Origin of the sequence: Rhodococcus sp. WWJCD1 (assembly GCF_002258735.1) — a bacterium.
GTDB lineage: Bacteria > Actinomycetota > Actinomycetes > Mycobacteriales > Mycobacteriaceae > Rhodococcoides.
Genome location: NZ_NOXY01000028.1, coordinates 82,859 through 109,611 on the forward strand (window position 1 = coordinate 82,859; position 26,753 = coordinate 109,611).

Genomic DNA, 26,753 nt, shown 5'->3' on the forward strand with positions numbered 1-26,753 from the left:
ATGAAACTCGCTACTCTGCGCCGAAACGGCACCACTACCGCAGTGCGCGTCGACAGCGACGATTCTGCCACCGTCATCGACGGCTACGTCGATTTGTCCGCCCTCCTGGACGAAGGGAACTGGCGTGAACTGGCCGAGAACGCGGACGGAGAACAGCTCCGATTGGCCGATGCGGATTACGCTCCCGTGGTTCCGCGACCGGGCAAGATCATCTGTGTCGGGCTGAACTACGCGAACCACATCAAAGAAATGGGCCGTGATCTTCCCGAGTACCCGACGCTGTTCGCCAAGTTCCGTGAAGCGCTGACGGGCCCGTACGACGACGTCGTGGTCCCGAGTTACGCAGCAGCACAGCTGGATTGGGAGGGCGAGTTGGCCTTCGTCGTCGGCAAGCAGGCCTACCAGGTGGCCGAGGCCGAGGCCGAGAGATACATTGCCGGCTACTCGATCATGAACGACTACACGATGCGCGACTACCAGTACCGCACGTTGCAGTGGGACCAGGGCAAGACGTTCGAGAGGACCAGCGGCTTCGGCCCCTTCCTCACCACGACGGATTCGTACACCTTCGGCGGCACGCTCGAGACGTCGTTGGAGGGGAAAGTCATGCAGACGACCACCACCGACGACCTCGTGTTCACGCCTGCAAAGCTGGTCGAGTACATCTCGCACATCGTGACTTTGCAGCCGGGAGACGTCGTGATCACCGGTACCCCGGGAGGCGTCGGACATGCCCGCAAGCCTGGCGTCTACATCCAGGACGGGCAGACCGTCGAGGTGACCATCGACGGTCTCGGCTCGGTCCGCAACAAGACCATTGTCAAGTAAGGCGCGTTCGAGGTGACCTTTCACGACATGTCGCTCGTCGAGCGGCTTCTGATCGCCCGGCGCGGTACTTCGTATTTCGCGCAGCGGCTCTCCGAGGTCACCGATTCCGAACTCGACGGCGCGACTCTGCTGGCGGGATGGACCGGGCGCCACCTGGTTGCGCACGTCGGCTACAACGCTGCGGCTTTGTGCAGGTTGATGGACTGGGCGTCGTCGGGTGAGGAGACGCCGATGTACGAGTCACCGCAGCAGCGCGGCCGTGAGATCGACGAGGGTTCCACGCTGTCGGCCGCAGCCATTCGAAACCTGTTCGACCACACGGTCGCGCGGCTCGACGAGAAGTGGCGAACTGCGTCCGAGTCAGCGTGGGCGGCCGAGGTCAGGACGGCTCAGGGCCGCACGGTCCCAGCGTCGGAAACGATCTGGATGCGGACTCGCGAAGTGTGGATCCACGCGGTGGATCTCGGCAACGGTGGGCGGTTCGCGGACTTTCCCGAGGTGGTGAACGAGGGCTTGCTCACCGACATCGTCGGGATGTGGCGCAAGAAGGGTGAAGGAAGTGGGTTGGTCCTGGCAGTGGACGGGCGTGAGCCCATCGCAGTGACCGACGAGGCGACGACCACGACCGTCAGCGGTGGACTCGAGGCAGTGACCAGGTGGGCGGCAGGGCGTGGATCGATCGGTTCGACGGTCGACGGCGCGATCGACGAACCGCCTCGGTGGCTGTGAGGCAACGGATCAGCGACGCGCAGCAGAGCCCTCGAGTATCGATGTGAGCCAGGCTCGTTCTGCGCGGCTCGTTTCGCGCGCGACGAGCAACAGGCCACGCCGGTAGACGTCCGAAATCTCTTCGGCTCGAACGGTTCGATCCTCGTCGTAGAAGAAACTGGCCGGCTGCTCCAGGAAGTCCAGTCGTCGGCGCAGCACTGCGTGCTGTTCCTCGACCGACGGTACGAGGGACAAGAAGGTCAACACCACGATGAACCGCGAGAAATCCGAGACTTCGTTGGCCTGTGGATCTCGCAGCCGTGCCACCAACGCATCTCGCCCGTCGTCGGTGATGGTCAGCACGTACCGTGCCGGGCCCGCGCCGGGTTCGGCACGTCGTTCCAGCAATCCATCCCGATGCAGGCGTTTGATCGCCGGATACAGGGTGCCGTCGCTCACCGGCCTGGCATATCCCGTCAGCTGCGCGACCCGGCGCTTGAGTTCGTATCCGTGCAGGGAGCCTTCGGACAGAAACCCGAGGATGGTGAGTTCCAACATGTGGCCATTGTGTCAGAACTACCTCGGTTCGATGCGTACATCGAACCGAGGTACTGTGGTCGGGTACCGGCGAATTTCCTCTCCTCCTCTGTAAGGGTTTCGATGACTACCAGTTTCGATCTCGAACGCACCGCGCTGGTTCTTGTGGATCTGCAGAACGACAACGTCCACGCGGACGGCGCGTATGCCTCGTTCGGAGCGGCCGACCACGCACAACACCAGAACCTCGAAGAGCACGTGCGCGAGCTGCTGGCCTTCGCTCGCGAGAAGTCCATCCCGGTGATCCACAATCACATCGTGTCTCTACCCGGCCGACCGTTCGGCGGAAGCAACGCTCCGATCTTCAAGCTGATCGGACCGGACTCGCTCAAATTGGGTTCGTGGGGAGCTCGAGCACTCGACGGTCTCGAAGCGCGTGAAGACGAGCCGGTCCTGATTCGTAACCGCATGAGCGCCTTCAACGGCACCATGCTCGACACACTTCTTCGTAACCTCGGAATCAAGGATGTTCTGGTCGCGGGCGTCTGGACCAACATGGCCGTCGAGCACACCGTTCGCGATGCGGCCGACCACGGCTACCGTCCGATCCTCGTCACCGATGCGACCTCGAGCCTCAGTCAGGAATGGCAGCATGCCGCCGAAAGCTTCGCACTGACCAATATTTCCGAGTTCGCGACCACCGCAGACGTTCTCGCGCAGACCGCAACAGCATGATCGCCGCGTGGTACGACTCGCAGGGATCGGCGCACGAGGTTCTCGAGGTCGGAACGCTGCCGACGCCCGAGCCAGGGCCCGGAGAGGTCCGGGTACGGGTGCAGCTTACTTCGGTGAATCCCGGTGACACCAAGAAGCGACGCGGATGGCTCGGGTCATCGATGTCCTATCCGCGAGTCGTGCCACACAGCGACGGTGCAGGGTTCGTCGACGCTGTCGGGTCGGGTGTCGAACAATCGCGGGTGGGGGAGCGCGTCTGGGTGTTCGGTGCCCAGTCGTATCGCGCATTCGGAACAGCTGCGCAATTCACCGTCGTGCCCGAGTGGCAAGCGGTTGCGCTGCCGGCTTCCGTAGCGCCCGAAGTGGGCGCTTGCCTGGGGATTCCGGGTATCACCGCCCACCGCGCCGTGTTCGGCGACGGCAGTGTCGAGGGAAAAACTGTTCTGGTCCACGGAGTACTGGGCGGTGTGGGTTCATTGGCTGCTCAGCTCGCGCGGTGGAAAGGCGCGACCGTGATCGGAACGGTGCGTACCGCTGCGGACCTCGAACAGGCCCGGGCGTCAGGAACGAAATTCGCAGTCGCGCTGGACGATCCCGACGCAAAAACCCAGGTACGCGAATTCGCCGGAGGCGGTGTCGACCGCATCGTCGAAGTGTCGTTCTCGGACAACATCGACTTCGATGCGATAGTGGCAAAGAACGACACCATTATTGCCGCATACGGCACACGGGACGCGCGCCCGAGCCTGCCGTTCTGGCCGATGTTGTTCGACAACATCACCATTCGGCTGCTGGGCAGCGACGACTTCTCGCAGGAAGTGAAGATGACGGCCGCCCGCGACCTCACCGACGCCGCTTCCGTGGGAGCACTGTCCATCTCCGTCGACGACCCGCTGCCTCTCGACCGAATCGCCGACGCTCACGACCGAGTCGACGCGGGCACTCGGTCGAGAGTCGTCCTGCAGATTCCGGAGTGATCAACCACCGAGCTTGCGGGTGACCTCGGGAATGACATTGTCGGCAATGTATTGGATTCGAGCGGAACCGGATTCGACGGACTCGCCCGGGAGTTGAGCCCAGTAGTGGAAGTCGCGGATCTGGGGGAACTCGGTGGCCATGGTCACCAGTTCGTCGATCGCCATCGAGGCGTCCATGAGTTTGTAGGCACCGGCATCGAGTAGGTGCTGAGGGCTGTCGAACGACGACGGCTGATCGGGGCCCTCGAATGAGCCCCATTCGATGTACTTGTTCATCTGGTAGAGCGCGTGTTCGCCGACCTCGGCCCACGTGCGTTCCGGATCGTCGGCCACCAGCGTCCATTGGCTGGCGTAGATGCGGGCATCGTCCACGTTCTTCCCGTGCCGCTCGATCGACTGCTGGTAGTCCGTGAAGTGGGCGTTCTGCAGAGTGATGACACCGTCTGCCAGTCGAGCGGCGCGATCGATTCCCACCGGAGACTGTGCTCCGATCAGAATCCTCGGGGGCGTCTCGGGTAGCGGCGTCACCGGCAACGCAGGTACCGAGAACCGCTTGCCTTCGTAGGCTTCACCGGTGCCGGCCCAGGCGTGCCGAATCACGGCAATGGCGTCCTCGAGAAGACTGGGGCGCTGCTTGACCTTTCGCCCGAACGCGGCGAATTCCTTCTCGTGGTAGCCGAGGCCGAGTCCCAGCTCGAAACGGTTGTCGGTGAGGAACGACAGCGCTGCCGCATCCTCGGCCAGACGCATCGGTTCGTGTAGTCCCGCCACGATGATGTTGGTACCGATGCGCATGGTCTTCGTGCGAGCACCGATTGCCGCGGCAACGACCAGAGGAGACGACGCGTAATCGTCCTCGGCGAAATGATGCTCGCTCAACCAAGCTGACCCGAAACCGAGTGATTCGGCCCAGACGACCTGGTCCACCGATTCACGATAGAGAGAACCCAATGGTTTCCGCCATTGAGCCGGATTGCGGAAGTCGTACCACAGACCGAAGGTCGGAACCTGGTAGTGCGAAGCAGTTGGGTTGAGCGAGTTCATCATTCCTCCACGTTGAGTAAGGCGAACATCAAACGAACAGCATGCCGCCGTCGATGAGGGCGGACTGTCCTGTCATGTAATTCGAGTCGGGTCCGGCCAAGTACGAGACGTACGCCGCAACGTCGTCGCCGGTCGAGACGCGTCCGAGGGTGATGCCGGCAGCCATTGCCTTCATCGACTCGCCCTTTCCGACGCCGTTGATGGCACCGAGGTCGCGGTCCACCTCGACCCACATGTTGGTATCGACGATGCCGGGGCAGTAGGCGTTGACGGTGATGCCGTGTTCCGCCCACTCCTGCGCAGCTGCCTGGGTCAGGGCGCGGACTCCGAACTTGGTCGAGCTGTAGATGCCGAGCAACGCGAATCCCTTGTGGCCCGCGATGGACGAGGCTCCGATGATCTTTCCGCCATGCCCCTGCTTGATCATCTGACGCGCTGCTTCGGTGTAGCAGAGGAAGATTCCGCGGCCGTTGACAGCGTGGAGGCGGTCGTAGTCCTCCGGTGTCACGTCGAGAAGTGCCTTCGTCTGGGCGATCCCGGCGTTGGCGACCAGGATGTCGAGCGATCCCAGCTGTTCGGCGGTGTCGGTCATGAGCGCCCGCACCGAATCTGGATCGCTGACGTCGCCGGTCAACGCGGCGGTCTTCACTCCGTGTGCGGCAACCTCGGTCCGAGTTTTCTCCAGCTCTTCCGACATCGAGGGCAGGTCGGACAGTGCGATGTCGTGTCCGTCCTGTGCGAGGCGCAGCGCGATGGCTTTGCCAATTCCGCGTGCCGAGCCGGTGATGTGTGCGACGGTCATGGTCGTCTCCTGAGTCATGTTGTGTGAGCTGTGAAGTGGTGGATGTCAGGCTGTCGGATCGACGAGGAGCTTCATCTTGCGTCCGGCCCGCAATTCCTCGAACCCGCCGTCGACGACGTCTCCGAGAGCGATCGTGTCGACCCAACCGGTGGTGTCGTAGTGGCCCTTGGCCATCAGGTCGATCACCGAGCGGTAATCATCACCGGTGTAGCAGATGGTGCCCTGAATGCGCCGCTCCCGAAGAACGAGGTTGATCAGGGGTGTCGAGAGAGGCTTGTCGTAGATCGCCACACTGATCAAGGGGCGTCGCTCGCCGACACAATCCAGTGCCGACTCGACTGCGGGAGCTACGCCGGCTGCGTCGAACGCGGCGTCGACGCCGTCTCCGTCGGTTCGATCGGCGATGAGGGCGGGAACGTCGACCGACATCGGATCGAGGGTGCGAGCCCCGAGTGCTTCGATGGACTTGCGTCGAGTCTCCGACGGTTCGACGACGTCGATCTCGGTCAATCCCATGCCGCGCAACGCAAACCAGATGCCGATGCCGATGGGGCCGGCACCGTAGACCAGCGCGCGGCTCTGGTCGCCGACCTCACCCAGTACGGCTGCGTGATAGGCCACCGACATGGGTTCGACCAGCGCGCCCATCTCGACCGGAATCGAATCCGGAAGCTTGTGAACCTGGTTGCGGGGAACCACCGTGTACTCGGCCATCCCGCCGTCGGCCATCAATCCGTGGAAGCCGATCGACTTGCACAGGTTGTACTGGCCGTTGCGACAGGGGCGGCATTCGCCGCAGCGGTAGATGGGTTCGATAGTGACCGCGTCACCCTCGGCGACGTCGTCGACGCCCGCTCCGACAGCGGTCACAATGCCCGAGAACTCGTGCCCGAGAACCACCGGCATGGCTTTGTGAGTCAATGGATGCGGGTCGGACGGCGGGATGAAGATAGGACCGTCGTAGAACTCGTGAAGATCGGTGCCGCAGATACCGTTACGGGACACGCGGATCTTGACCTGCCCCGGACCGGCTTCGGGCTCGGGCACGTCTTCGATCTCTACCTTGTGATTGCCGTAGTACACAGCTGCGCGCATGGTTCTTCTCCTGAGATGAGTTGATGCAGTTGACGAGTCAGAGGGTGCGAACGAGCTTCTTGTTCGCGAATTCGTCGAGCCCGAATCGACCGAGCTCTCGGCCGATGCCGGAAGTCTTGACTCCGCCGAACGGCATGTCGGGCGCGCTCTTGATGGTGGTGTTGATGCCGACCATGCCGACGTCGAGGCGGTCGGCGACGTACGCAGCTTCGCTGTCGTCCGTGGTGAACACGGCACTGCCGAGACCGAACGGGGAATCGTTGGCGAGATCGATGGCGGCGTCGGTCGAGTCGACCTTGTGCAGCACCGCAACCGGTCCGAACAGTTCTTCCCGGTATGCCCTCATATCCGGCGTGACACCGGAAAGCACGGTCGCGGGGTAGTAGGCACCGTCGCCGTCGGGGACGGTTCCACCGAGGTGCACCGTGGCACCCTTCGAAACGGCGTCCGCGACCTGCTCTGCGATTTCGTCGCGTCCGCCGATGGACGACATCGGACCCAGTCGCGTAGCGGGATCCGTCGGGTCACCCATCGACCACGACTGCGCCGCCGAAACGAACCCGTCGAGGAACTCGTCCCACACCGAGGCGTCGACAATCATCCGCTTGGACGAGGTGCATGCTTGGCCTGCGTTGCCGAATCGACCGGGGACAGCCGCGGCGACAGCATCATCGAGGTCGGCGCCGGCGAGCACGAGGAACGGGTCCGAGCCGCCGAGTTCGAGTACTGCCTTTTTCATGTACTTGCCGGCGAGCTGTCCGATGATGCTGCCCGCGCGTTCCGATCCGGTGAGCGAGACCCCCTGAATTCGGGGGTCGGCGATGAGATCGGCTATCTGGTCGCTGGAGGCAAAAATGTTCCGGTACACACCCTCGGGGCTTCCTGCATCACGCAACATCGCCTCGACGGCCAACGCCTGTTGCGGGCAGTTGCTGGCATGCTTGAGCAGAATCGTGTTGCCCAGCAACAGGTTCGGCGCTACGAATCGGGCAACCTGGTAGTAGGGAAAATTCCATGGCATGACGCCGACGAGTGCTCCGATGGGTGCCGTACGCACCAATGCTCGTCCGGAACCGGCAATGTCGAGTTCCTCGTCCGCGAGCAGGTCCATACCCTTGGTCGCGTAGTACTCGAAGATCGACGCGGAGAGTTTCACTTCGCCTCGGGCCTGTGCGATCGGTTTGCCCATCTCGAGTGTCATCAACTCGGCGAGTTCGGTTTCGCGTTCGCGATGCAGATCGGCGACCCGCTGGAGAACCGAAGCGCGTTCGGCCACTTCGGCGGTCCGCCATGTTCGGTACGCGGCGTCGGCGGCGGAGAGCGATGCCATCACCTGCTCGTCGGACTCGGTCTCGAACTTCGCCACGATGGTGCCTGTAGTGGGATCGGTGCTTGCGTACTTGCTCATCGGCATGTCTTTCGTTGCAGGACGCCGGCCGGGCGACCGGTGTAGGTCACCCGGCCGGCGTGATCGATGCAGTGTCCTCGAGTGAAGGGTCAGGCAGGCTCGAGCGCGTCCGATTGCGTCAGGAAGCTCGGGTAGCCGGATGCCTTCTCGTTGTCGAGCACCGAGCGATACTCCTTGATGCCGCCGAGGTAGAACATGACCGTGCGCTTCTTGCCGGGGATGTTGGCACCGAAGATCCACGACGCAGCTTTCGGGAACAACGTCTGGTCGGCGATGTCGGCGCAGATATCGGTCCATTCTGTTTCGATGTCCGGCTTGGCCTCGATCCAGCCCATGGAGTTGTTCTCGATGGCCCCGATGGTGTCCGAGATCCACTCGACCTGTGTCTCGATCGACGGCGGCAGGTTCGTGAAGGGTCCGTTCGGTCCGAGGATCATGAACATGTTCGGGAACCCGGTGGTGGCCATTCCGAGGTAACTGGTCGGCCCGTCCTGCCAGTGTTCCTTGAGGCTTTCGTCGTTGCGTCCGCGGATGTCGACCTTGACGTAGTTGCCGTCGACGGCGTCGAAGCCGGTGGCGCAAATCAGTACGTCGATCTTGTGCAGTTCCCCATCTTCGGTGACGATGCCTTCGGCTGTCAGTTCGCGGATGGGGTTCTCGCCGACGTGAACCAGAGAGACGTTGTCCCGGTTGAACGTTTCGTACAGGCCCGAATCACACAGTGGTCGGCGGGCGTAGAGATCGGTGGGCGTCAACTTGCGTCGAGTCTCCGGATCCTTGACGATCTCGGCGATCTTGGAACGGATGAATTTCGCCGCTTCCTCGTTCGCTTCGGGATTGGTAGCGATGTCGCAGAACGTCTCGAACATGAAGCGGAACCCGCCGCCCTCGTCCCACGTCCGCTGGAAGATCTGCTGGCGTTCCTCGGCAGAGACGCTGAACGTCTCGATCTCACTTTCGACGAATCCCATTGCGACGCTTGAATTGCGGACCTGGTCCCAGTTGGCCTCGAAGTTCTCTTTCTGCCGTGCCAATTCCTCGTTGGACAACACGCGGTTGCCCGCAGGAACGCTGTACTGAGGGGTGCGCTGGAACGAGGTGAGATGCCTGGCGATCGGCGCGACCGCGGTGATCACCTGACCTCCGGTGGACCCGTTGCCGATGACTCCGACTCGCTTGCCGGTCAGATCCAAATCCTCGGGCCATGCGCCGGTGTGCACCAACCGGCCCGCGAAGTTCTCGATGCCCGGAAAATTCGGCACATTCGTCGCCGACAGGAGGCCGAGGCCGTTGACGAGATACTTGGCCTTGTAGGTGATTCCACGGTCGGTGGACACGGTCCAGGTTCCGGCAACCTCGTCGAATCGGGCCGCGGTCATGGTGGTCTCGAGCGCGATGTCTTCGCGCAGCGAGTAGCGGTCGACGACGCCGTTGAGGTACTCCAGGATCTGGGGCTGGCGAACGAACTTCGTGTTCCAGGTGGTTTGGTCGTACAGATCGCGGTCGAACGAGTACTGGTAGACGAAGCTCTCCGAGTCCGACAGGGCCCCCGGGTACTTGTTCCAGAACCAGGTACCGCCGACACCGGCGGCCTTGTCGATAGCGATGGCGGTCAGTCCGAGTTCACGCCGTAGCTTGTAAAGCATGTAGATCCCGCCGAAGCCGCATCCGACGACGAGTGCGTCGATCTCACGGATCTGATCGGGTTCGTGTGACGCCATGTGATTGCTCCTCCGGTCTTGCGACCTGTGTGGTGTAGTTCACTTCCTCTGGTCACAATGGTGAGGTGGAGCACAGGTGTCTGGTGTGTACCAATCTGGAACACCCGGATATGACTGTGCTGAACTGCAGTTATGCGCGTATGGCAGTAATGGAATAGTGATTGTTGCGACCTGTGAGTGTTCAGGGTGGCGGATGAACAACTGGTTAGAGGGCGAGAACCTATGAGTGATGCGGTGCGCGAGGCGAAGCGGCACCTGATGCGCGCAGGCCTGCTGTCCGGTGCTCCCGACGAGGGGGTGGTTCCGGACCTGATCTTGCGCAGCTGGCGTCGCTCGATAGGCAACAGCGCGGACAGCACGCTGCCATCGCAGAAGTTCGACGCGATCGATACCGACTCGATTCTGCGCCGCGCAGCAGATCCGGTACTCGACCGATGGCAGGACCAGCTGGTGGACACCGGCACGACATTGTTTCTCAGCGACCGCGCAGGCAGCATCGTGGCGAGGCGCGCTAGCGATCGAGGATTGCAGCGAAAACTGGACCGAGTGAACGCGGCCGAAGGGTTCGACTATTCGGAAGACTCGATCGGGACCAACGGTCTCGGTACGTCGATGGTCGAAGGCCGAGCGGTGTACATCGAAGGCAGCCAGCACTTCAACGAGTCGCTGTCCGTGCTGGCGTGTGCCGCCGTTCCGGTCTACACGCCGTCGGGCCTGGTGATCGGATCGGTCTCGCTCGGGGGACCGTTGGCCATTGCGAATTCTCTGATGGTCACCCTCACCAAGGAAATCGGTCAGCAGATCGAAGAACGATTGAAGGCGGCAGCACGACCGCAGGACCTCGCGTTGGCAATGTCGTTCATGCGTTACGCCAACTCTCGTCGTCCCACGGTCATCATGGATCGCGAGTCGCTGCTGGCGAATACACCCGGACTGCCCTATGTGAGCGTCGACTCGCACGTGCTCCTGTGGGATCGCCTCAGCGCACACAACTGGGCGGTCGCGAGCACGGCCCGCTGGGATATCGAGTCAGGCGCGGTGGCGGTGACAGCTCGGCGAGTCGTCGAAGGAGCCCGCGACTACTACGTGCTGCACTTCGCTCCCGTTCCTCGAGACGAGGTGCCGACGGCCGCCCCCATCGGTCCCAGTGCACACGGAGACAGTGCTTCGCGAGAGGCGGCACAGGCGGCGGTGACGGTGATCGACGGTCCTCGTGGATCCGGTCGTGCATCGCGGGCGCTGGATGCACGCGCCGGTCGAGGAGAAGGCGGAGAACTCGAGGTGGTCGTTCTGTCGACAGACACCGCAACGCCCTGGTCTGCTGTGGCAGACCTGCTCGAGGGCGGCCGAGATGTCCTGGTACGAAGACTGGAGTCGGTGCATGACCACGAAGGGGTGGTGGTCGCAACCCTGGTTCGGGAACACCGCGCGGCTGTTGCAGCCGGTAGGCGGAATCAACTGTTGATCACCAGCTGTGCCGAGGCATCCTCACCGGAAGTCGCTGCACTGGTCGATCATTGGGGTATCGACGCCAGAACGGAAGCTCTCTCCGCCGCCCCGGATCGCATTCCGGGGCTCGTCCGAAGCATTCTCGATCAGGTGGATACAACGCGGCGGCATTCGATGTCTCCGACAGCTCTGCAGTCGTTGATGCAGTGGGAATGGCCCGGCAATATCGCAGAGTTGACGGCGACCGTGACCACCCTTGCGTCGAGTGTGACTGCGTCGGTGATCGAGCGTCACCACCTGCCCGAACACCTCCAACGAGCGCCGTCACGTCGGAAGATGACGATGATGGAATCGGCCGAGCGTGATGCCATCGTCGAGGCATTGGACCGCGCTGGTGGCAACAAGTCGATGGCAGCAGAGCTCCTCGGGATCGGCCGAACTACCCTCTACCGCCGTTTACGTCAGCTCGGTCTGGACGACGGTGAGGCGTCGCTGTAGGTGCCGCTCACGAGCCGCTCTCGTCGAGAGCGACGACCTTGTCGAGTACCACGCGCAGCGCTGGGTTGGTGTTGTCTCGGCGCCACGCGGCTCTCATGTCCACATCTGCTGTGGTGTCGTCCAGGGGGACGAACACGACGTGCGGGTCGGTGACGTTGCTGGCCACCGAGGCCAGGGTCAGGTGGCACCCCACCTCGGCGGATACCAGGGCGAGGGCAGTCTGAGTGTCGGGAGCGATCTGAACGACGTCGGGGACGAAGCCGTGCGCGTCCGCCAATCGGCGGAGTCGATCGGGGAGTACCGATCCTTCGTGCAGTGGCAGGGATACGAAGTGTTCCTGTGCCAGCTGCCCGATTCCGACGTGCCGTGCGTCGGCCAGCGGATGTGTGTCGGCGATTGCGACGACGAGATGATCTGGCATCACGACCTGGGACTCGACGGTGGACGGAATGACGTCCCATCTGCCGAGTGCAATGTCGGTGTCTCCACCCAGAAGCCGTTTCATGGCCGGCTGGGCGAAGTTCTGGCTGGAGAGTTCGAGTTCGATACCCGGGTGCTGAGACCGAACGAGTCGAGCGAGTCTCGCGACCATGCGATGCGTCGACACACCCGCGAACGCGATGCGGACGAGGCCGGTCTCGCCGCCGTCGGCCGATAGGACAGCGTTCTCGGCGGTGCGCATCGCTTCGAGCACTGCGCGGGCGGGGTCTATCAGGGCCTGACCGCTGGCAGTCAATTTCACCGAGCGGGTGTTTCGGTCGAACAGGATGGCACCGAGGTGCTTCTCGAGCTGCTTGATCGTGCGACTCAAGGGCGGCTGCGCGACATGCAAGCGCGCGGCGGCACGGCCGAAGTGCAGCTCCTCGGCTACCGCGAGGAACGCGCGGAGCTGCTCGACGTCCACCTACCCTCCTTTATTGCCAAAATTGTCAAAACAGAAGTACCAATTAAGTATTGGACTGATAGTAATGCAGTAACCGATAGTTGTCCCATGGATACGCTGAATCCCGATGTACCGGACGACGTCTTCGCGGACGTGCTGAAGCAGATCTCCCACTTCGTGCGCTCACGTGTGGTGCCGCGTGAACTCGACATCATGAACACCGATTCGATTCCCGACGATCTGCGGAAACAGTCCGCAGAGATGGGGCTGTTCGGCTACGCGATCCCGCAGGAGTGGGGCGGGCTCGGCCTGAACCTGATCCAGGACGTCGAGTTCGCGATGGAGCTCGGCTACACCTCGCTGTCGCTGCGATCGATGTTCGGCACCAACAACGGGATCGCCGGCCAGGTGCTCGTGGGATTCGGTACCGAGGAGCAGAAGGCGAAATGGTTGCCGGGCATGGCATCCGGCGACATCGTCGCGTCCTTCGCGCTGACCGAGGACGGGGCCGGGTCCAATCCGGCGGGGCTACGGACCACCGCGAAAGTCGACGGCACCGGGTGGGTCATCAACGGCAGCAAGCGATACATCACCAATGCACCGATCGCGAACATGTTCGTCGTCTTCGCGAAATTGGACCCGAAACCGCAGAGCGGCAACGGCATTGCAGTATTCCTGGTCCCTGCCGACACCGCCGGGATCGTGGTGGGCGTCAAGGACGCGAAGATGGGGCAGCAGGGCTCCGGCACGGCCGATGTGAACTTCACCGACGTACGCGTCGAGGCCGACGCACTGGTCGGCGGGAACGGCGACATCGGCTACAAGGCGGCGATGACCTCGCTGGCCCGGGGGCGGGTGCACATTGCCGCGCTGGCCGTCGGTCAGGCGCAGCGTGCCTTGGACGAGTCGGTGTCGTATGCCGCGGCGTCCACTCAGGGTGGCGAGCCGATCGGCAGTTTCCAGCTGGTGCAGGCGATGATCGCCGATCAGCAGGTCGGTGTCATGGCGGGCCGGGCGATGGTGCGTGAGGCTGCGCGGGCGTGGGTGCAGGAGACCGATCGCCGTATTGCGCCGTCTGCGGTGAAGTTGTTCTGCACCGAGATGGTCGGCAAGGTCGCCGATCTCGCGGTCCAGATTCACGGCGGTGCCGGATACATGCGTGAGGTGCCGGTCGAGCGCATCTACCGTGATGTGCGCTTGCTCCGACTGTACGAGGGCACCAGCGAGATTCAGCGACTGATCGTCGGTGGCGGCCTGATTCGGGCCGAACAGAAACGCAACTCGTGAACGCACCACTCGAAGGCTTCACCGTCGTCGCGATAGAGCAGGCCGTCGCAGCTCCGCTCGCCACCAGGAATCTCGCCGATCTGGGTGCTCGTGTCATCAAGATCGAACGCACCGACGGCGGAGACCTGGCGCGGGGTTACGACCACGCCGTTCACGGCACCGGAGCGCACTTCGTGTGGCTCAATCGGGGTAAGGAATCGCTTGCGGTCGATCTGAAGTCGGTGCAGGGACGCCACATCGTTCGAGAACTCATCGACCGAGCCGATGTGTTCGTGCAGAACCTTGCTCCTGGTGCGGCAGAGCGTCTCGGCTTGGGTGCCGACGAATTGCGCACGGCGAATCCGCATTTGGTCGTCGTCAATATGTCCGGGTTCGGCAGGGGTGGTCCTATGCAGGATCGTAAGTCCTACGACATGCTGATCCAGGCCGAGTCGGGCTTGATCTCCATCACCGGAACACCGGACGAGCCGGCCAAGACCGGAATACCCACCGCCGACATCGCCACCGGAATGTATTGCGCACAATCGGTTCTCGCGGCGTTGCTGCGGCGCGGACGAACTGGCGAAGGCGCGACCATCGACGTGTCCATGCTCGATTCGACCGTGGAGTGGATGGGCCACGCGATGTACACACAGATGTACACCGGCACGCAACCGCAGCGTATGGGTGTGAGCCACAGTTCCATCGCGCCGTACGACGCCTATCCGACGAGCGACGGTCAAATCCTGATCGGTGTACAGAACGACCGTGGCTGGTACACGCTCGTCTCGGAGGTACTGGGCGTCCCCGAGTTGGTGGACGATGTTCGATTCGCGACGAACGTGCTGCGCGTACAGAACCGCACCGAATGCGACGCTGTCGTCGCCGCCCGCACATCGCTCTTCACGACAGTCGAGCTGGACGCGAAACTGGCGTCGGCCGGTATTCCTGCGGCCCAGGTCAAACAGATGGATCAGGTCGTTTCCCATCCTCAACTTGTCGAACGTGACCGTTGGCGCACGGTCGGTACCGAACACGCCACAGCACAGGCGCTGCTGCCTCCGGCTACATTCGCTGATCACGAAGCTCCGATGGGCGATGTTCCAGCACTGGGTCAACACACCCGCGCACTGCTGATCGAATCCGGTTGCTGCCCCGACGAAGCGGACGGCATTCTGCGCCAGGGTATTGCCGTGCAGAACGCAGCCTTCGATGCGTACTTCGCACGATGACCGTCGGCACCACCACAGAACAGGACATTTCATGATTTCAGGTCGTACAGCCGTCATCACCGGTGGCGCTCAGGGCATCGGTTTGGCCATCGCCACGATGTTCGCCGAGAACGGCGCGAACATCGTCATCGGTGATCTCGACGAGTCCAAGGCCAAGGAAGCCGCAGACGCTCTACCCACCCCTGCAGTCGGCGTTCGCTGCAATGTCACGTCCGCCTCCGACGTACAGGCCCTGGTGGACACTGCCGTCACATCGTTCGGGTCTATCGACATCATGGTCAACAACGCGGGAATCACTCGCGACGCGACCATGCGGAAAATGACAGAGGAGCAGTTCGATCAGGTGATCGACGTGCATCTCAAGGGTTGCTGGAACGGCACGAGAATCGCAGCAGGCGTCATGCGTGAGAACGGCGGTGGATCGATCATCAACCTGTCGTCGATCTCGGCCAAGGTCGGCTTCGTAGGGCAGAGCAACTACTCGGCGGCCAAGGCCGGAATTGTGGGACTCTCCAAAGCGGCAGCGAAAGAAGTTGCACACCTGGGTGTTCGGGTCAATGTCATTCAGCCGGGACTGATCAAGACGGCGATGACCGAGGCCATGCCGCAGAAGGCGTGGGACCAGAAGATGGCGGAAATACCGATGCAGCGTGCCGGGGATCCGCGGGAAGTGGCATCGGTAGCTCTGTTCTACGCGTCCGACCTGTCGTCCTACATGACCGGCACCGTCTCCGAGGTTACCGGCGGGCGCTACATGTAGCGATCGATCGTCCCCTCGTAATCCCATCCCGCCCTGATAAGGAACTTCATGCCCGACGCTGTCATTTGTGAACCGCTACGCACACCTGTCGGTGGATTCGGGGGAGTGCTCCGCGATGCGTCACCGCAGCAGCTCGCCGCCGTGGTGATCAAAGAACTGTGCGCGCGTACCGGACTGGAGGGCGGTGCCATAGACGACGTCATCCTGGGACAGGCCTCGCCGAACGGCGAAGCACCTGCAATCGGACGGGTCGCCGCACTCGATGCAGGCCTCGGTATCGAGGTTCCAGGTCTACAGGTCGACCGTCGGTGCGGATCCGGACTGCAGGCCGTCCTACAGGCGTGCATGCAAGTACAAACGGGCGGTAGCGATCTGGTGCTCGCCGGTGGTGCGGAAAGTATGAGTCAGGCCGAGTTCTACGCAACCGGAATGCGATGGGGGATCAAGGCCGAATCGGTGGGGCTGAGCGATCGACTGGCCCGAGCCCGTGTCACTGCAGGCGGGACAAACTTTCCTGTTCCCGGCGGAATGATCGAAACCGCCGAGAATTTGCGAGCAGAGTTTTCGATCAGCCGTGAGGACCAGGACGAGCTCGCCGTCCAGTCGCATCAGCGCGCAGTTGCCGCGCAGAAGAACGGAGTGTTCGCTGAAGAGATTGTGGGAGTGCCGGTTCCGCAGCGGCGCGGTGATCCGATTGTGGCTGACACCGACGAACATCCGCGTGCCGACACCACTGCCGAGAGTCTGGCGAAGCTACGTCCGATGCGCGGGAAGATCGATCCGGCCTCGACCGTCACAGCAGGTAATGCCAGCGGTCAAAACGACGGTGCTGCGCTCGCGATCGTGACGACTCCGGAGCGCGCAGCCGAGCTCGGGCTACGTCCGATCGCGCGGTTGGTGAGTTGGTCCGTTGCCGGTGTAGCGCCACGGACGATGGGAATCGGACCGGTCCCGGCGTCCGAGAAGGCTCTCGGGCGTGCAAGGTTGACCATGGCCGATATGGACGTCATCGAGTTGAACGAAGCCTTTGCCGCACAAACTTTGGCAGTCCTGCGAACGTGGGGGATCGAGCCGGACGATCAGCGGCTGAACCCGAACGGCTCGGGCATTTCACTCGGCCACCCGGTCGGTGCCACAGGAGGCCGGATTCTCGCGACTCTCCTTCGCGAAATGCGGCGGCGTGGTTCCCGGTATGGACTGGAAACGATGTGCATAGGTGGCGGACAGGGTCTTGCTGCTGTCTTCGAGAACGTCAGTCGGTAGGTGCCGGAGTCGCCGGATATGAGTGCCGACCCGGTCCTCTGCGGGCCCTGGCCGCGTCCGGACAGGTCGCCGAACTCGAAGTCATGCACGCAATCCAGCGGATAATCATCCCGAGCTTCGAGTTTCGCGCGGATCGGCGTCGGTCAGAACGGGGAACGGGTGAGCGTGGTCGCGAACAGTGAGCAACTGCCACTGTTTGAACTTGTCTCACTTGCTCTGGGTACTGAATCGTGCGTCATTGCCCGAGGTGCCGGTTCCACCGTTGCCAGTAGTTCCCCGCGGTGTTCTCGGCTAGTCGACAGTGCCGCGAGCGTGTCACTACTCGGTGCAACCAAGGGTGAACCTGGATGTACGAGTGTGTACGGAAAACGCTGCTCAGGGGATGTGCGGTGGGTCCCGGTGGGACCATCGAAAGTCGGTCGATCTAGCTGGGGGTCAAGGGGTCGCAGGTTCAATTCCTGTCAGCCCGACAGATTGCAGTTCAGAGGCGGTTCCGGAGAAATCTGGAACCGCCTCTTTTGTCTGCGTGACGCGCGACTGTCACCGGTCGGTCTGGATGATTCCTCTGCAACTCGACGGGTGTGAGCTATGCCGAGACGTCGAGAATTTCGAGCGCGAGAATCCTTTGCTGTCGGTGCCCTGTGCGACTCTGCACGGCATGGCGATCTGCATGGCGTGCGATCTGGAAATGCTCGATTCGGTGGGTTGCACTTGGCGACCCAGTCGAATACCGAACGGAAGGAGAAAGTGTCACGACTGTGGCACCCCGCCGGGAGCGCTTCACCACCCTGGGTGTGACGGCGAGCGGTGCCGATGTGGGCAGATGCTCTCCTGCGGCAGCGGATGCGCAGTGGATGAGTGCGAACGTGAAGACGGCCACGACTACGTTAACGCGAGCTGCAGGTGGTGCAACGAACCGTTCGGACAGCTCCGCGTGGTGGACGGCCGTTGACCCTGCGGCCTGCTGATTGTGGTGCCGGTGGTTCGACTCCGTCCCGGAGGTGGTGAAAAACTCTAGGTCGGCTCCGGCAAAACTGTTGGTGCACAGGCGGAACAGTGGCAATACCTCGTGACGGTATCTGGCTGATGTCATCGGTCGATTGCCAAGCGCTGACCGGACGTCGCCGGCGACACAGCGACTGAAAGCTACGAGCCGTCGCGAATGCCATCACTCCGGCGACAGCACGAGGCACATCGCATTGCATACGGGCTTTCGCGATTCAAGGTGCGACTCGCGGGTGTAGAACTGAAGTATGACCGAGCAGTGATGTTTCGCTGCGAGGGTTGTCATGCGGACCGTCCGCTACGCGTCGACCATGCCCCGAGGTCGTGCGCGGAAACGACACCAGCGCCCGAAGGAACACGATGTCCGAACTGGCACAGACCCGCCCAGGAATCGACGTACCCGCTCCGCCGGTGTTCGAGTCGGTGGACGACGAAAGGCAGCACCGAAAGCAACGACTTGCGGCCGCTTTCCGGCTCTTCAGTCAGTGCGGCTTCGACGAAGGGGTGGCGGGGCATATCACCGCTCGTGACCCAGAGAAGACCGACCACTTCTGGGTCAACCCCTTCGGTATGCATTTCAGCATGATCAAAGCAAGCGATCTCATCCTGGTTGATCACGACGGTCAGATCGTCGAAGGTAACCGTCCGGTCAACCGTGCTGCTTTCGTCATCCACTCCCAGGTGCATGCGGCTCGACCGGACGTGGTTGCGGCCGCACACGCACATTCTTTGTACGGCAAGGCGCTCTCGAGCCTGCGGATGGGGCTGGCACCTCTGACTCAGGACGCTTGCGCGTTCTACGACGACCACGCCGTGTTCGACGACTACACGGGTGTCGTTGCCGAGTTGGAAGAGGGGAGAAAAATTGGTGAAGCACTCGGTCAGCGCAAGGCGATTGTGCTGTCGAACCACGGTCTGCTCACGGTCGGTCGGACCGTGGACTCCGCGGCGTGGTGGTTCATCACAATGGAGCGATCCAGTCAGGCGCAGCTCATCGCCATGGCAGCAGGTGAACCGAAACCGTTGGATGACGTGACGGCGAAGTTGACGTACAACCAGGTGGGTCTCGAGTACGCGGGGTGGTTCCAGTTTCAGCCGATGTACGACCGAATTGTCGCGCAGCATCCGGAGTTGATGGACTGAACTACATCCGCGACTTCGTCTCGGTTTGAGCCGCCGAAACTCCGCTCAGCGGAGCGGCTTCGAGACTTCGCGACGACTGCAGCTCGACGTTCTTCGATCAGCGGTTTTGTGACGACACTGTGCCTTCGGGTGCCGAAGACTCTGCCGAACATCGTCTGTCGGGTCGCAACGCGAGTTCGATTCGCAGCGCTGCAATTTGAGAGGTCAGGTCCGCAACCTGTTGCTGGGTCGCAGCCTGGTTCGCGTCGTCCTGTTCGGCGACCTTCTGGACGAGCCACGACGCCAGGGTTGCCGTGACTAATCCGAGCAATGCGATGCCCGCAACCATCAGCCCGACGGCGATGAATCGGCCCGTCGCTGTTGATGGTGAGAAGTCTCCGTAGCCGACCGTCGTGATAGTCGTAGTTGCCCACCACAGGGCATCGGGGAAGGTCTTGATACTGCCGGCCGGTGCGGCGCGTTCGGCGTCGAACATCGCGAGTGACGCGACAAAAACCAGCATCAAGGTTCCGGCGACGGCATAGGTGACTACCCGACCACGGAGAGCGCCTCCGATCGAGCGTTGCAGCAAACTGACCAAGGTGAGGAGCCTTAGCAGTCTCAGCGGACGCAGTACCGGCAGCGCGACGATTGCGAGTTCGTGTAGGTGCAGAAGAAACCAGCGCGTGCGTTTTTCCGCAAGGGCAAGTCGCACGAGGTAGTCGATCCCGAACAATGCCCAGATCCCGAGGATCGCGTATTCGGCGACGTGTGCCTCCGTGCCTGTCGGCTGGCTCAGCACAGTCCATGTGTAGATCGCAAGGAACGTCAAAGCTGATACGGCAAGCGGCCATTCGGTTGCTCGCTCCCACTGCTGATAGTTCATGAGCGGGGACTGTACTGCGGGACCCGGGGCCTGGCCCACTGGAGTCCGCACGGGTTCGATCGGCTGCCAGGAACCGGTGTAAGCCCAGGTTCCCTGGTCAGAGCAACGATTCTTCTTCATTCCGTGGTCGCTCAAATTTCATCAGTTACTCGTAGATTCTGCGAGTTCCTCGCATAAGTTCACTGTTCGTGTCAGATTTCGCTACTCGTCGGCAGCGACGTATCGCTGCCGACGGCGCATCGAGTGCCGCGCGGGTCGGCAGTGGGGAACTTGCGGACGTCGAATCGCTGCAGCGGCTGGCGTCGGCGTCAGGGGACGACGAACACGACTTCTTCCGTAACACGCTGGTCGAATACGGATGGGCCAGAGATGTGGCGGGTCTGAGCCCGGCGACGTTGCAGAGAATCATGTATCCCGTGATCGAGATATGCGATTACTTCGATTGTGTGCCATGGCGATTGACCCAGAAGCAGTTCGATCAGTACTTTGCCGGTCCCGGTAAGCGCAGTCACGCAACCATCCGGAAGAAGACAGTTCAGATCGACAACTACTACCGATTCCTCGAGCACCGCTACGCCGGTGAGCTGCTCCGAGCGTTCGGTGTCGGTGTCGAGTCGCCGGTCGACCCGTTCAACCGGCCGAGACACAGGGGTGATTTCGCGCTGCGGATTCCTCCCACTCGACGAGCGATGACAGCGTTCTTCGCCGAGTGGAGAGAGGCCCTGCCGCGCTCACGCAAGTACCACGTGAGCGCGCGCGACTACACCATGGCGAAGATTGCGTACCTGTCCGGTGCGCGCGCGTCGGAGCTGTGTGCGGTGAGGATCGGCGACATTCATTGGGAAGCGGGACAGTGGGGCCGCTTCGTCGTCGTGGGTAAGGGCGCTCGCGGATCGGGTCCACGCGAACGGCAAGCGTTTCTCTTCGAAGAGGGGAGAGAGCTGCTGTGGTGGTATCTCGAACAGATCCGGGGCGAGTTCAGCGACGACCCGACCGACGCGGGCGCACCGTTGTGGCCATCGGAACGCTTGCCGACCGCCGTCGCGGCGCTCAACCTCGCCGTTGCACCCGCGATTCAGCCCTCGACTTTCCGCCGCAATCTCAAAGCTGCGTCGCACCTTCATCTGAACGGCCCGGTGCGGGAGCTCTACCCCCATCTGCTGCGTCACGCCTGCGCCACCCACAACTACCAACAAGGCATGCCCTTGTGGGATGTGCAGAAGATGCTCGGCCACGAATGGGCGAGCACCACTGTGGGCTATTTGGCGTCGGCCGGAGCCGACCCGGAACGGTCTGTCATCGAGTCGACACAACGCGCCGTGCGGCGCTTGAGTACGGAGAATTAGAAGATGAAATGGAACCTGCGCATGGTCGCGGCGCAACGCGACATCTGGCGTCCGACGCAGCTACTCAAAGCATTCGAGCAGGTCGACTTCCACCCGTCACTGAGCAAGACTGCGGCCCTGTGGTCTTCGGCGCCGGTCACGATCCGTCTCGATGACCTGGACAAGATCTGTGCGGCGTTGAACTGCACTGTCGGTGATCTGATGCTGGCGGAAGCTGTTCACAGCGTGGATCTCGACGCAGCTCCAGCACGCGCAATCGGTGATCGGTCGGGCCCGGCCGCACCCGCTACCGGGACCAGGAAGCGCGGAGCCCGCCGCGTCCCACCTCCCAACTGATGTCGGAACGAAACCCTGCCGATGGGGTGGCGGCAAGTAATGCCGCCCGGCACACCGAGCGCACCATACGGATGATCGAGCAAACACCCGCGCAGTTCCGCGACGACGTGCAGGCGTGGGTCACTGCGTTGGGCGGCCGCGGTCGACGTAAGTCCAGACCGCTGACGGAAGTGACCATTGCCCTCTATCTCAATTTCGCGCAACCGGTCTTGCACGAATGGGCTGAGACACACCAAAGCCTGCGATCTGTCGAAACTGTCGACATCGAGCGCGCGCTGAGCCGTCACTCAGGGCAGTCGAGACACAACGTGCACACGGCCCTGAGGTCGCTCTTCCGCGGACTCAAACGCGAACGTCGCATCTTCGCCGACCCTGCCCGAGAGGTCGCTGGTCGGTACAGCCGCAGGATCCTCAGACCGTTGCCGTCCGACCGCGTGCATGGGCTGTTCGATCAGCTGAGCAGGCCCGATGACCGGGTGATTCTGGCGCTCGTCGCGGTCCACGCGCTGACGATCGAAGAGGTCATCGGCTTCCGACTCGACCATCTCGACCGTTCGGCAGGACGAGCAACCGTCACCCGTACGCACACCCGCCACACGTTCTGGTTGGACGAGTTCACCGCTGAGGTGCTCCGCGACTGGCTGATCTACCGTCAGCTGCGGTGGCCGACCAGCACGAATCCGTACTTGCTGATCACCCGGATAACTGCGCCTACCGCACTGCCGGGCAGTCGCCACTACATCACCCGGCCATTCCGTGACCTCGGCATCACCGCCCGCGAACTGCGTGTCGATCGCATCCTCGACGAGGCCGCCCACAGTGGCGACCCAGTTGCCCTGATGACCGTGTTCGGTATCGGCACCACCACTGCGGTCCGCTATGTCAGGACTGCGCACCCAGGCCGATTCGACGTAGACCCCACCGCACCATGACTCGATCCGAAGTTCGGCCAACGGACTGGTCTTCGCCGCAGGTTCGTAAGCCACTCGACGCAGCCAACGGCCTTCCGAAACATACGGGGAGGGGGTATGGTCGACATGTCATCGAGATACCCCCATGGGGTATCTAAGCAGCCAGAGGAGCGCGACATGATCACCACGGTTTACAAAGTCACGGGCATGACCTGCGGTCACTGCGAAGCGGCAGTCCGGGAGGAAGTAAGCACCGTTGCAGGAGTCGACACGGTCGAGGCATCTGCAGCTGCGGGAACTCTGACGGTGACAAGTGCTGACGTGCCCGACCACGCCGGTGTCATCGCAGCTGTCCGCGAGGCTGGATACACAGTCGAACCGCAACCCAAAGATTCGCGCACCGCGTAACCGCTGAACCTGGTGGAGAGAAGGATTTCCCGCGATGAACAACCACACACATGCCGACGCTGGCGGAGCCGAGACAGCGGGCACGCTGCCGGGCCACGATGCATCCGAACACAGCGCAGCCCACTCCGGCCATGGCGAGAAGGAACACGAAGGCCATACCGGTCACGAAGGCCATACCGGTCACGGTGGCCACGCCGGTCATGGGGACCACGTCGGCATGTTCCGTCGTCTGTTCTGGATCATGCTGGTCCTCGCCCTTCCGGTGATCGTTGCCTCGAACATGTTCGCGATGCTCCTCGGATACTCACTGCCCGACTCATCGTGGATCGCCTGGGTCTCCCCGGTGCTCGGAACGGTGATGTATGCCTGGGGCGGTTCCCCGTTCCTCTCCGGAGCAGTCAGCGAAATCCGTTCACGTGCACCGGGAATGATGCTGCTCATCGCCCTCGCGATCACCGTCGCATTCGTCGCGTCGATGGGAGCAAGCCTCGGCCTGCTCGATCATCAGCTCGACTTCTGGTGGGAACTGGCCCTGCTGATCGTGATCATGCTGCTCGGGCACTGGATCGAAATGCGATCCCTCGCGCAGACCACCTCCGCCCTGGACTCGCTGGCAGCACTGCTCCCGGACACCGCACAACGCGTCGAGGGCGACGACGTAGTGCAGGTGTCGCCGTCCGAGCTGCAGCTCGGTGATGTCGTCGTCGTGCGCCCCGGTGGCCGCGTACCGGCGGACGGCACCATCGTCTCCGGATCGGCGAGCATGGACGAATCGATGATCACCGGCGAATCACGCACCGTCCGCCGCAGCGACGGCGACCAAGTCGTCGCCGGCACTGTCGCCACCGACTCCGGTCTCCGCATCAAGGTCACCGCAGTAGGGGAGGACACCGCCCTCGCCGGCATCGGCCGCCTGGTCGCCGACGCCCAGAACTCGACCTCGCGCGCTCAGCGCATCGCGGACACCGCCGCTGGCTGGCTGTTCTGGTTCGCTCTCGGTGCCGCGATCATCACCGCTGCGGTGTGGACTCTGGTCGGGATGCCCGACGACGCCGTCATCCGCACCATCACCGTGCTGGTCATCGCCTGCCCGCACGCACTCGGACTGGCGATTCCGCTGGTGGTCTCCATCGCCACCGAACGCGCCGCCCGCGGCGGTGTTCTGGTCAAGGACCGGCTCGCACTCGAAACCATGCGCACGGTGGACACCGTGCTCTTCGACAAGACCGGGACCCTCACCAAGGGTGAACCCACCGTCACCGCAGTCGAGGTGACCGGCGGGCGCACCGCCGACAACGTTCTCGCGCTGGCCGCTGCCGCAGAAGCAGATTCCGAACATCCACTCGCCCGTGCCATCGTCGAGGCCGCACGCGCGCGGAACCTGACGGTCCCGGCTGCAGCCGGCTTTCAGTCGTCCCCCGCCGTCGGGGTCGCAGCCGACGTCGACGGCGTCCGGATCCAGGTCGGCGGGCCGGCACTGCTCGAGCAGGAACACGGATCCGAACTCGCTGTCGCCGACCGGTGGCGCGGGGACGGGGCGATCATCCTGCACGTCCTCGCCGACGGGGCCGTGATCGGTGCCCTCGCGCTCGCCGATGAGATCCGGTCCGAGTCACGCACTGCGGTAGACGCGCTGCACGCGCGAGGAATCGCGGTCGTGATGATCACCGGTGATGCCGACGCCGTCGCGAAGTCCGTCGCCACCGAGCTCGGTGTGGACCGCTACTTCGCCGGGGTGAAACCGGAAGACAAGTCGCACAACGTCGCTGAACTCCAGAGCGAAGGCCGTACGGTGGCGATGGTCGGCGACGGAGTCAACGACGCCCCGGCTCTGGCGCAGGCCGATGTCGGTATCGCGATCGGGGCCGGCACCGACGTCGCAATCGCATCGGCCGGAGTGATCCTCGCCAGCGACGACCCGAGGTCGGTGTTGTCGGTGATCGAACTCTCGCGCGCCTCGTACCGAAAGATGAAGCAAAACCTCTGGTGGGCAGCGGGATACAACCTCATCTCGGTTCCGCTCGCGGCAGGAGTGCTCGCGCCGGTCGGGTTCGTGCTGCCGATGTCGATCGGCGCGATCCTGATGTCGCTGTCGACGATCATCGTCGCTGCGAACGCACAATTACTGCGTCGACTCGACCTCACACCCGACACCATCACCGGAGCGGTGAACGAGGGGAGTTCCAACCCTCCGTCGCAGCGCACACCGTCACTGTGAGAGCTGATCTCGTACCGGGAACGCAGCCCTGACAATTGTGGAACGTTGATGGCCGCACCTTCTCCGCCGGAGAGGATGCGGCCATCGTTGTCTATAGCGGGCCGGGTCAGCCGAGCAGCCGCTGCATGGTGTCGATTTCCTGCTGCTGGGTGGCGACGATGGTGCGGGCCATCTCCAGGGCGTCAGGATTGGAACCGTCTGCGATTTCGGTGTTGGCCATCTCGATGGCGCCGGTGTGGTGGGCGATCATCATCGTCAACCACTGGCGGTCGAATTCCGGTCCCGACGCTGCCATCAACGCGTCCATGTCCTGAGCGGTCATCATGCCGCTGCCGGAGCTGTGGTCCATCCCGCCCATGTCACCCATGTCACCCATGTCACCCATGTCACCCATGTCACCCCTGTCCATGTCGGGCATGGGCTGGCCCCACTCGGTGAGCCAGGTGGTCATCTGGTCCATCTCGGGCTGTTGCGCGGCGGCGATCGCCGATGCCAGCGACAGCACCTCCGGGTTGTCGGTGCGGCCGTTCGCCATGTCGGCCATCTCGACTGCTTGGGCGTGATGCGGGTACATCATCTGCGCGAACATCACGTCGGCATCGTTGAACTCTGCGGACGCGCTTGCTTGGGCCGAGGACATCGGTGCCGAGGACATCGATCCCATCGCATGGCCGTCCATCGACGAATCGGCCGCGTTGTCGCTACAGCCGACGACGAGGAACGCGCTCGCGGCGGCAGCAGCGATCGAGGCAATGACTTTGGTACGCATGAGGAAACTCCTTGCAAGAGTGGGTAGTGCAGAGAATTGGATGTCGTTCGATCCGCCGACAGACACGCGTCTGCCGGGCTCCCTGTCACACTCGCAAGGTCACCGATCTGTCCAACTCCCATAACGTCCACGGCGGCGCACGCTCAAGCGTGGAGTCGGCCCGTCCAATGATCCGGTTCACCGATGTCGGCGCCAGGTCGAGGGCTGCGCTCATCGCCGGGACCGTCAGCGCGGGCCACGACACCGTCGTGCCGACGCAGGGATGCATCATCTGGTGCCCCGACGGGCAGTCATGTTCCCCGGTCATCACCGGAACCGTGGCGTCCGTGTGGGACGGTGCTGCGAACGAGGCATGGCCGCCGCTCATCGATGTGGACATCGAGCCGGTCACGGGCATCGACATCGGTGTCACCGAATGCATCAACAGGACACCGAACACCGTCAGTGCAATCAGTAAAGCTGCCGTCGGAGCTGTGCCCCGTCGACCGTGCCGATTCACTGAGTGCATGCGGCCGATGATACCAACATATACCCCCTGGGGGTACG

General features: G+C 62.8%; 25 protein-coding genes. 15 read left to right on the forward strand and 10 right to left on the reverse strand.

What is annotated here, in order from left to right:
* The gene (locus CH286_RS21030) at positions 1-828 is read left to right on the forward strand and encodes a fumarylacetoacetate hydrolase family protein (protein WP_094610299.1); all 828 of its coding nucleotides are present in this window, start codon (positions 1-3) and stop codon (positions 826-828) included.
* Between the two features lie 12 nt (positions 829-840).
* Entirely contained in the window at positions 841-1,557 is a 717-nt protein-coding gene (locus CH286_RS21035; protein WP_094610300.1) for a maleylpyruvate isomerase family mycothiol-dependent enzyme, read from the forward strand.
* Between the two features lie 9 nt (positions 1,558-1,566).
* Here the strand turns inward: CH286_RS21035 and CH286_RS21040 are convergent, their stop codons facing one another.
* The gene (locus CH286_RS21040) at positions 1,567-2,094 is read right to left on the reverse strand and encodes a PadR family transcriptional regulator (RefSeq protein WP_094610301.1); all 528 of its coding nucleotides are present in this window, start codon (positions 2,092-2,094) and stop codon (positions 1,567-1,569) included.
* A 102-nt stretch (positions 2,095-2,196) separates the two neighbouring features.
* Between CH286_RS21040 and CH286_RS21045 the strand changes: the two genes are divergently transcribed.
* Complete coding sequence (locus tag CH286_RS21045) at positions 2,197-2,808, forward strand: isochorismatase family cysteine hydrolase (protein WP_094610302.1); 612 nt, start codon at positions 2,197-2,199, stop codon at positions 2,806-2,808.
* Positions 2,805-3,785, forward strand: coding sequence for an NADPH:quinone reductase (locus CH286_RS21050; protein WP_094610303.1), 981 nt, complete (start codon positions 2,805-2,807; stop codon positions 3,783-3,785). Before CH286_RS21045 ends, CH286_RS21050 begins: the two co-directional genes overlap by 4 nt.
* Here CH286_RS21050 and CH286_RS21055 read toward each other — a convergent pair whose 3' ends face one another.
* From CH286_RS21055 to CH286_RS21075, 5 genes are all read right to left on the reverse strand, one after another.
* Positions 3,786-4,832, reverse strand: a complete 1,047-nt coding sequence (locus CH286_RS21055) for an LLM class flavin-dependent oxidoreductase (RefSeq protein WP_369597546.1) — start codon at positions 4,830-4,832, stop codon at positions 3,786-3,788. It abuts the gene before it with no gap.
* Between the two features lie 25 nt (positions 4,833-4,857).
* A complete protein-coding gene (locus CH286_RS21060; RefSeq protein WP_037150305.1) occupies positions 4,858-5,631 on the reverse strand; it encodes an SDR family oxidoreductase in 774 nt (257 codons plus the stop codon).
* Positions 5,632-5,676: 45 nt separating this feature from the next.
* Complete coding sequence (locus CH286_RS21065; RefSeq protein WP_094610304.1) at positions 5,677-6,726, reverse strand: 2,3-butanediol dehydrogenase; 1,050 nt, start codon at positions 6,724-6,726, stop codon at positions 5,677-5,679.
* 37 nt (positions 6,727-6,763) lie between these two features.
* On the reverse strand, positions 6,764-8,134 hold the full coding sequence (locus tag CH286_RS21070) for an NAD-dependent succinate-semialdehyde dehydrogenase (RefSeq protein ID WP_094610402.1): 1,371 nt from the start codon (positions 8,132-8,134) through the stop codon (positions 6,764-6,766).
* Positions 8,135-8,223: 89 nt separating this feature from the next.
* Positions 8,224-9,855 carry a flavin-containing monooxygenase gene (locus CH286_RS21075; protein WP_094610305.1) on the reverse strand — a complete coding sequence of 544 codons (1,632 nt, stop codon included), beginning with the start codon at positions 9,853-9,855 and terminating at the stop codon, positions 8,224-8,226.
* Positions 9,856-10,077: 222 nt separating this feature from the next.
* Here CH286_RS21075 and CH286_RS21080 point away from each other — a divergent pair, with 222 nt between their 5' ends.
* Positions 10,078-11,802 carry a sigma-54-dependent Fis family transcriptional regulator gene (locus CH286_RS21080; RefSeq protein WP_094610306.1) on the forward strand — a complete coding sequence of 575 codons (1,725 nt, stop codon included), beginning with the start codon at positions 10,078-10,080 and terminating at the stop codon, positions 11,800-11,802.
* A 7-nt stretch (positions 11,803-11,809) separates the two neighbouring features.
* Here CH286_RS21080 and CH286_RS21085 read toward each other — a convergent pair whose 3' ends face one another.
* Positions 11,810-12,706 carry a LysR family transcriptional regulator gene (locus tag CH286_RS21085; protein ID WP_094610307.1) on the reverse strand — a complete coding sequence of 299 codons (897 nt, stop codon included), beginning with the start codon at positions 12,704-12,706 and terminating at the stop codon, positions 11,810-11,812.
* An 87-nt stretch (positions 12,707-12,793) separates the two neighbouring features.
* Here CH286_RS21085 and CH286_RS21090 point away from each other — a divergent pair, with 87 nt between their 5' ends.
* The 5 genes from CH286_RS21090 (at position 12,794) to CH286_RS21115 (ending at position 19,354) form a co-directional block, all read left to right on the forward strand.
* Positions 12,794-13,972: an acyl-CoA dehydrogenase family protein gene (locus CH286_RS21090; RefSeq protein ID WP_094610308.1), complete on the forward strand. Its 1,179-nt coding sequence runs from the start codon at positions 12,794-12,796 to the stop codon at positions 13,970-13,972.
* On the forward strand, positions 13,969-15,183 hold the full coding sequence (locus tag CH286_RS21095; protein ID WP_094610309.1) for a CaiB/BaiF CoA transferase family protein: 1,215 nt from the start codon (positions 13,969-13,971) through the stop codon (positions 15,181-15,183). Before CH286_RS21090 ends, CH286_RS21095 begins: the two co-directional genes overlap by 4 nt.
* Before the next feature lie 31 nt (positions 15,184-15,214).
* On the forward strand, positions 15,215-15,943 hold the full coding sequence (fabG, locus tag CH286_RS21100; protein WP_094610310.1) for a 3-oxoacyl-ACP reductase FabG: 729 nt from the start codon (positions 15,215-15,217) through the stop codon (positions 15,941-15,943).
* Between the two features lie 48 nt (positions 15,944-15,991).
* Positions 15,992-17,206, forward strand: coding sequence for an acetyl-CoA C-acetyltransferase (locus CH286_RS21105; protein ID WP_094610311.1), 1,215 nt, complete (start codon positions 15,992-15,994; stop codon positions 17,204-17,206).
* A 1,365-nt stretch (positions 17,207-18,571) separates the two neighbouring features.
* The gene (locus CH286_RS21115; RefSeq protein ID WP_094610403.1) at positions 18,572-19,354 is read left to right on the forward strand and encodes a class II aldolase/adducin family protein; all 783 of its coding nucleotides are present in this window, start codon (positions 18,572-18,574) and stop codon (positions 19,352-19,354) included.
* Positions 19,355-19,451: 97 nt separating this feature from the next.
* Here CH286_RS21115 and CH286_RS21120 read toward each other — a convergent pair whose 3' ends face one another.
* On the reverse strand, positions 19,452-20,219 hold the full coding sequence (locus CH286_RS21120) for a potassium channel family protein (protein ID WP_094610404.1): 768 nt from the start codon (positions 20,217-20,219) through the stop codon (positions 19,452-19,454).
* A gap of 188 nt (positions 20,220-20,407) precedes the next feature.
* On the opposite strand from CH286_RS21120, the gene CH286_RS21125 reads away from it, so the two are divergent.
* The 5 genes from CH286_RS21125 (at position 20,408) to CH286_RS21145 (ending at position 25,438) form a co-directional block, all read left to right on the forward strand.
* Positions 20,408-21,565 carry a tyrosine-type recombinase/integrase gene (locus CH286_RS21125; protein WP_212669313.1) on the forward strand — a complete coding sequence of 386 codons (1,158 nt, stop codon included), beginning with the start codon at positions 20,408-20,410 and terminating at the stop codon, positions 21,563-21,565.
* A gap of 3 nt (positions 21,566-21,568) precedes the next feature.
* The gene (locus CH286_RS21130) at positions 21,569-21,901 is read left to right on the forward strand and encodes a helix-turn-helix domain-containing protein (protein ID WP_170949153.1); all 333 of its coding nucleotides are present in this window, start codon (positions 21,569-21,571) and stop codon (positions 21,899-21,901) included.
* Positions 21,902-21,972: 71 nt separating this feature from the next.
* Positions 21,973-22,833, forward strand: a complete 861-nt coding sequence (locus CH286_RS21135) for a hypothetical protein (RefSeq protein WP_052062047.1) — start codon at positions 21,973-21,975, stop codon at positions 22,831-22,833.
* A 156-nt stretch (positions 22,834-22,989) separates the two neighbouring features.
* On the forward strand, positions 22,990-23,220 hold the full coding sequence (locus CH286_RS21140; RefSeq protein WP_027494143.1) for a heavy-metal-associated domain-containing protein: 231 nt from the start codon (positions 22,990-22,992) through the stop codon (positions 23,218-23,220).
* A gap of 34 nt (positions 23,221-23,254) precedes the next feature.
* Positions 23,255-25,438, forward strand: a complete 2,184-nt coding sequence (locus CH286_RS21145; RefSeq protein ID WP_094610313.1) for a heavy metal translocating P-type ATPase — start codon at positions 23,255-23,257, stop codon at positions 25,436-25,438.
* Positions 25,439-25,544: 106 nt separating this feature from the next.
* Here CH286_RS21145 and CH286_RS21150 read toward each other — a convergent pair whose 3' ends face one another.
* Both CH286_RS21150 and CH286_RS21155 read right to left on the reverse strand, forming a co-directional pair.
* Positions 25,545-26,207, reverse strand: coding sequence for a DUF305 domain-containing protein (locus CH286_RS21150; RefSeq protein ID WP_094610314.1), 663 nt, complete (start codon positions 26,205-26,207; stop codon positions 25,545-25,547).
* 85 nt (positions 26,208-26,292) lie between these two features.
* The gene (locus tag CH286_RS21155) at positions 26,293-26,715 is read right to left on the reverse strand and encodes a DUF6153 family protein (protein ID WP_027494146.1); all 423 of its coding nucleotides are present in this window, start codon (positions 26,713-26,715) and stop codon (positions 26,293-26,295) included.
* Between the last annotated feature and the right edge of the window lie 38 nt (positions 26,716-26,753).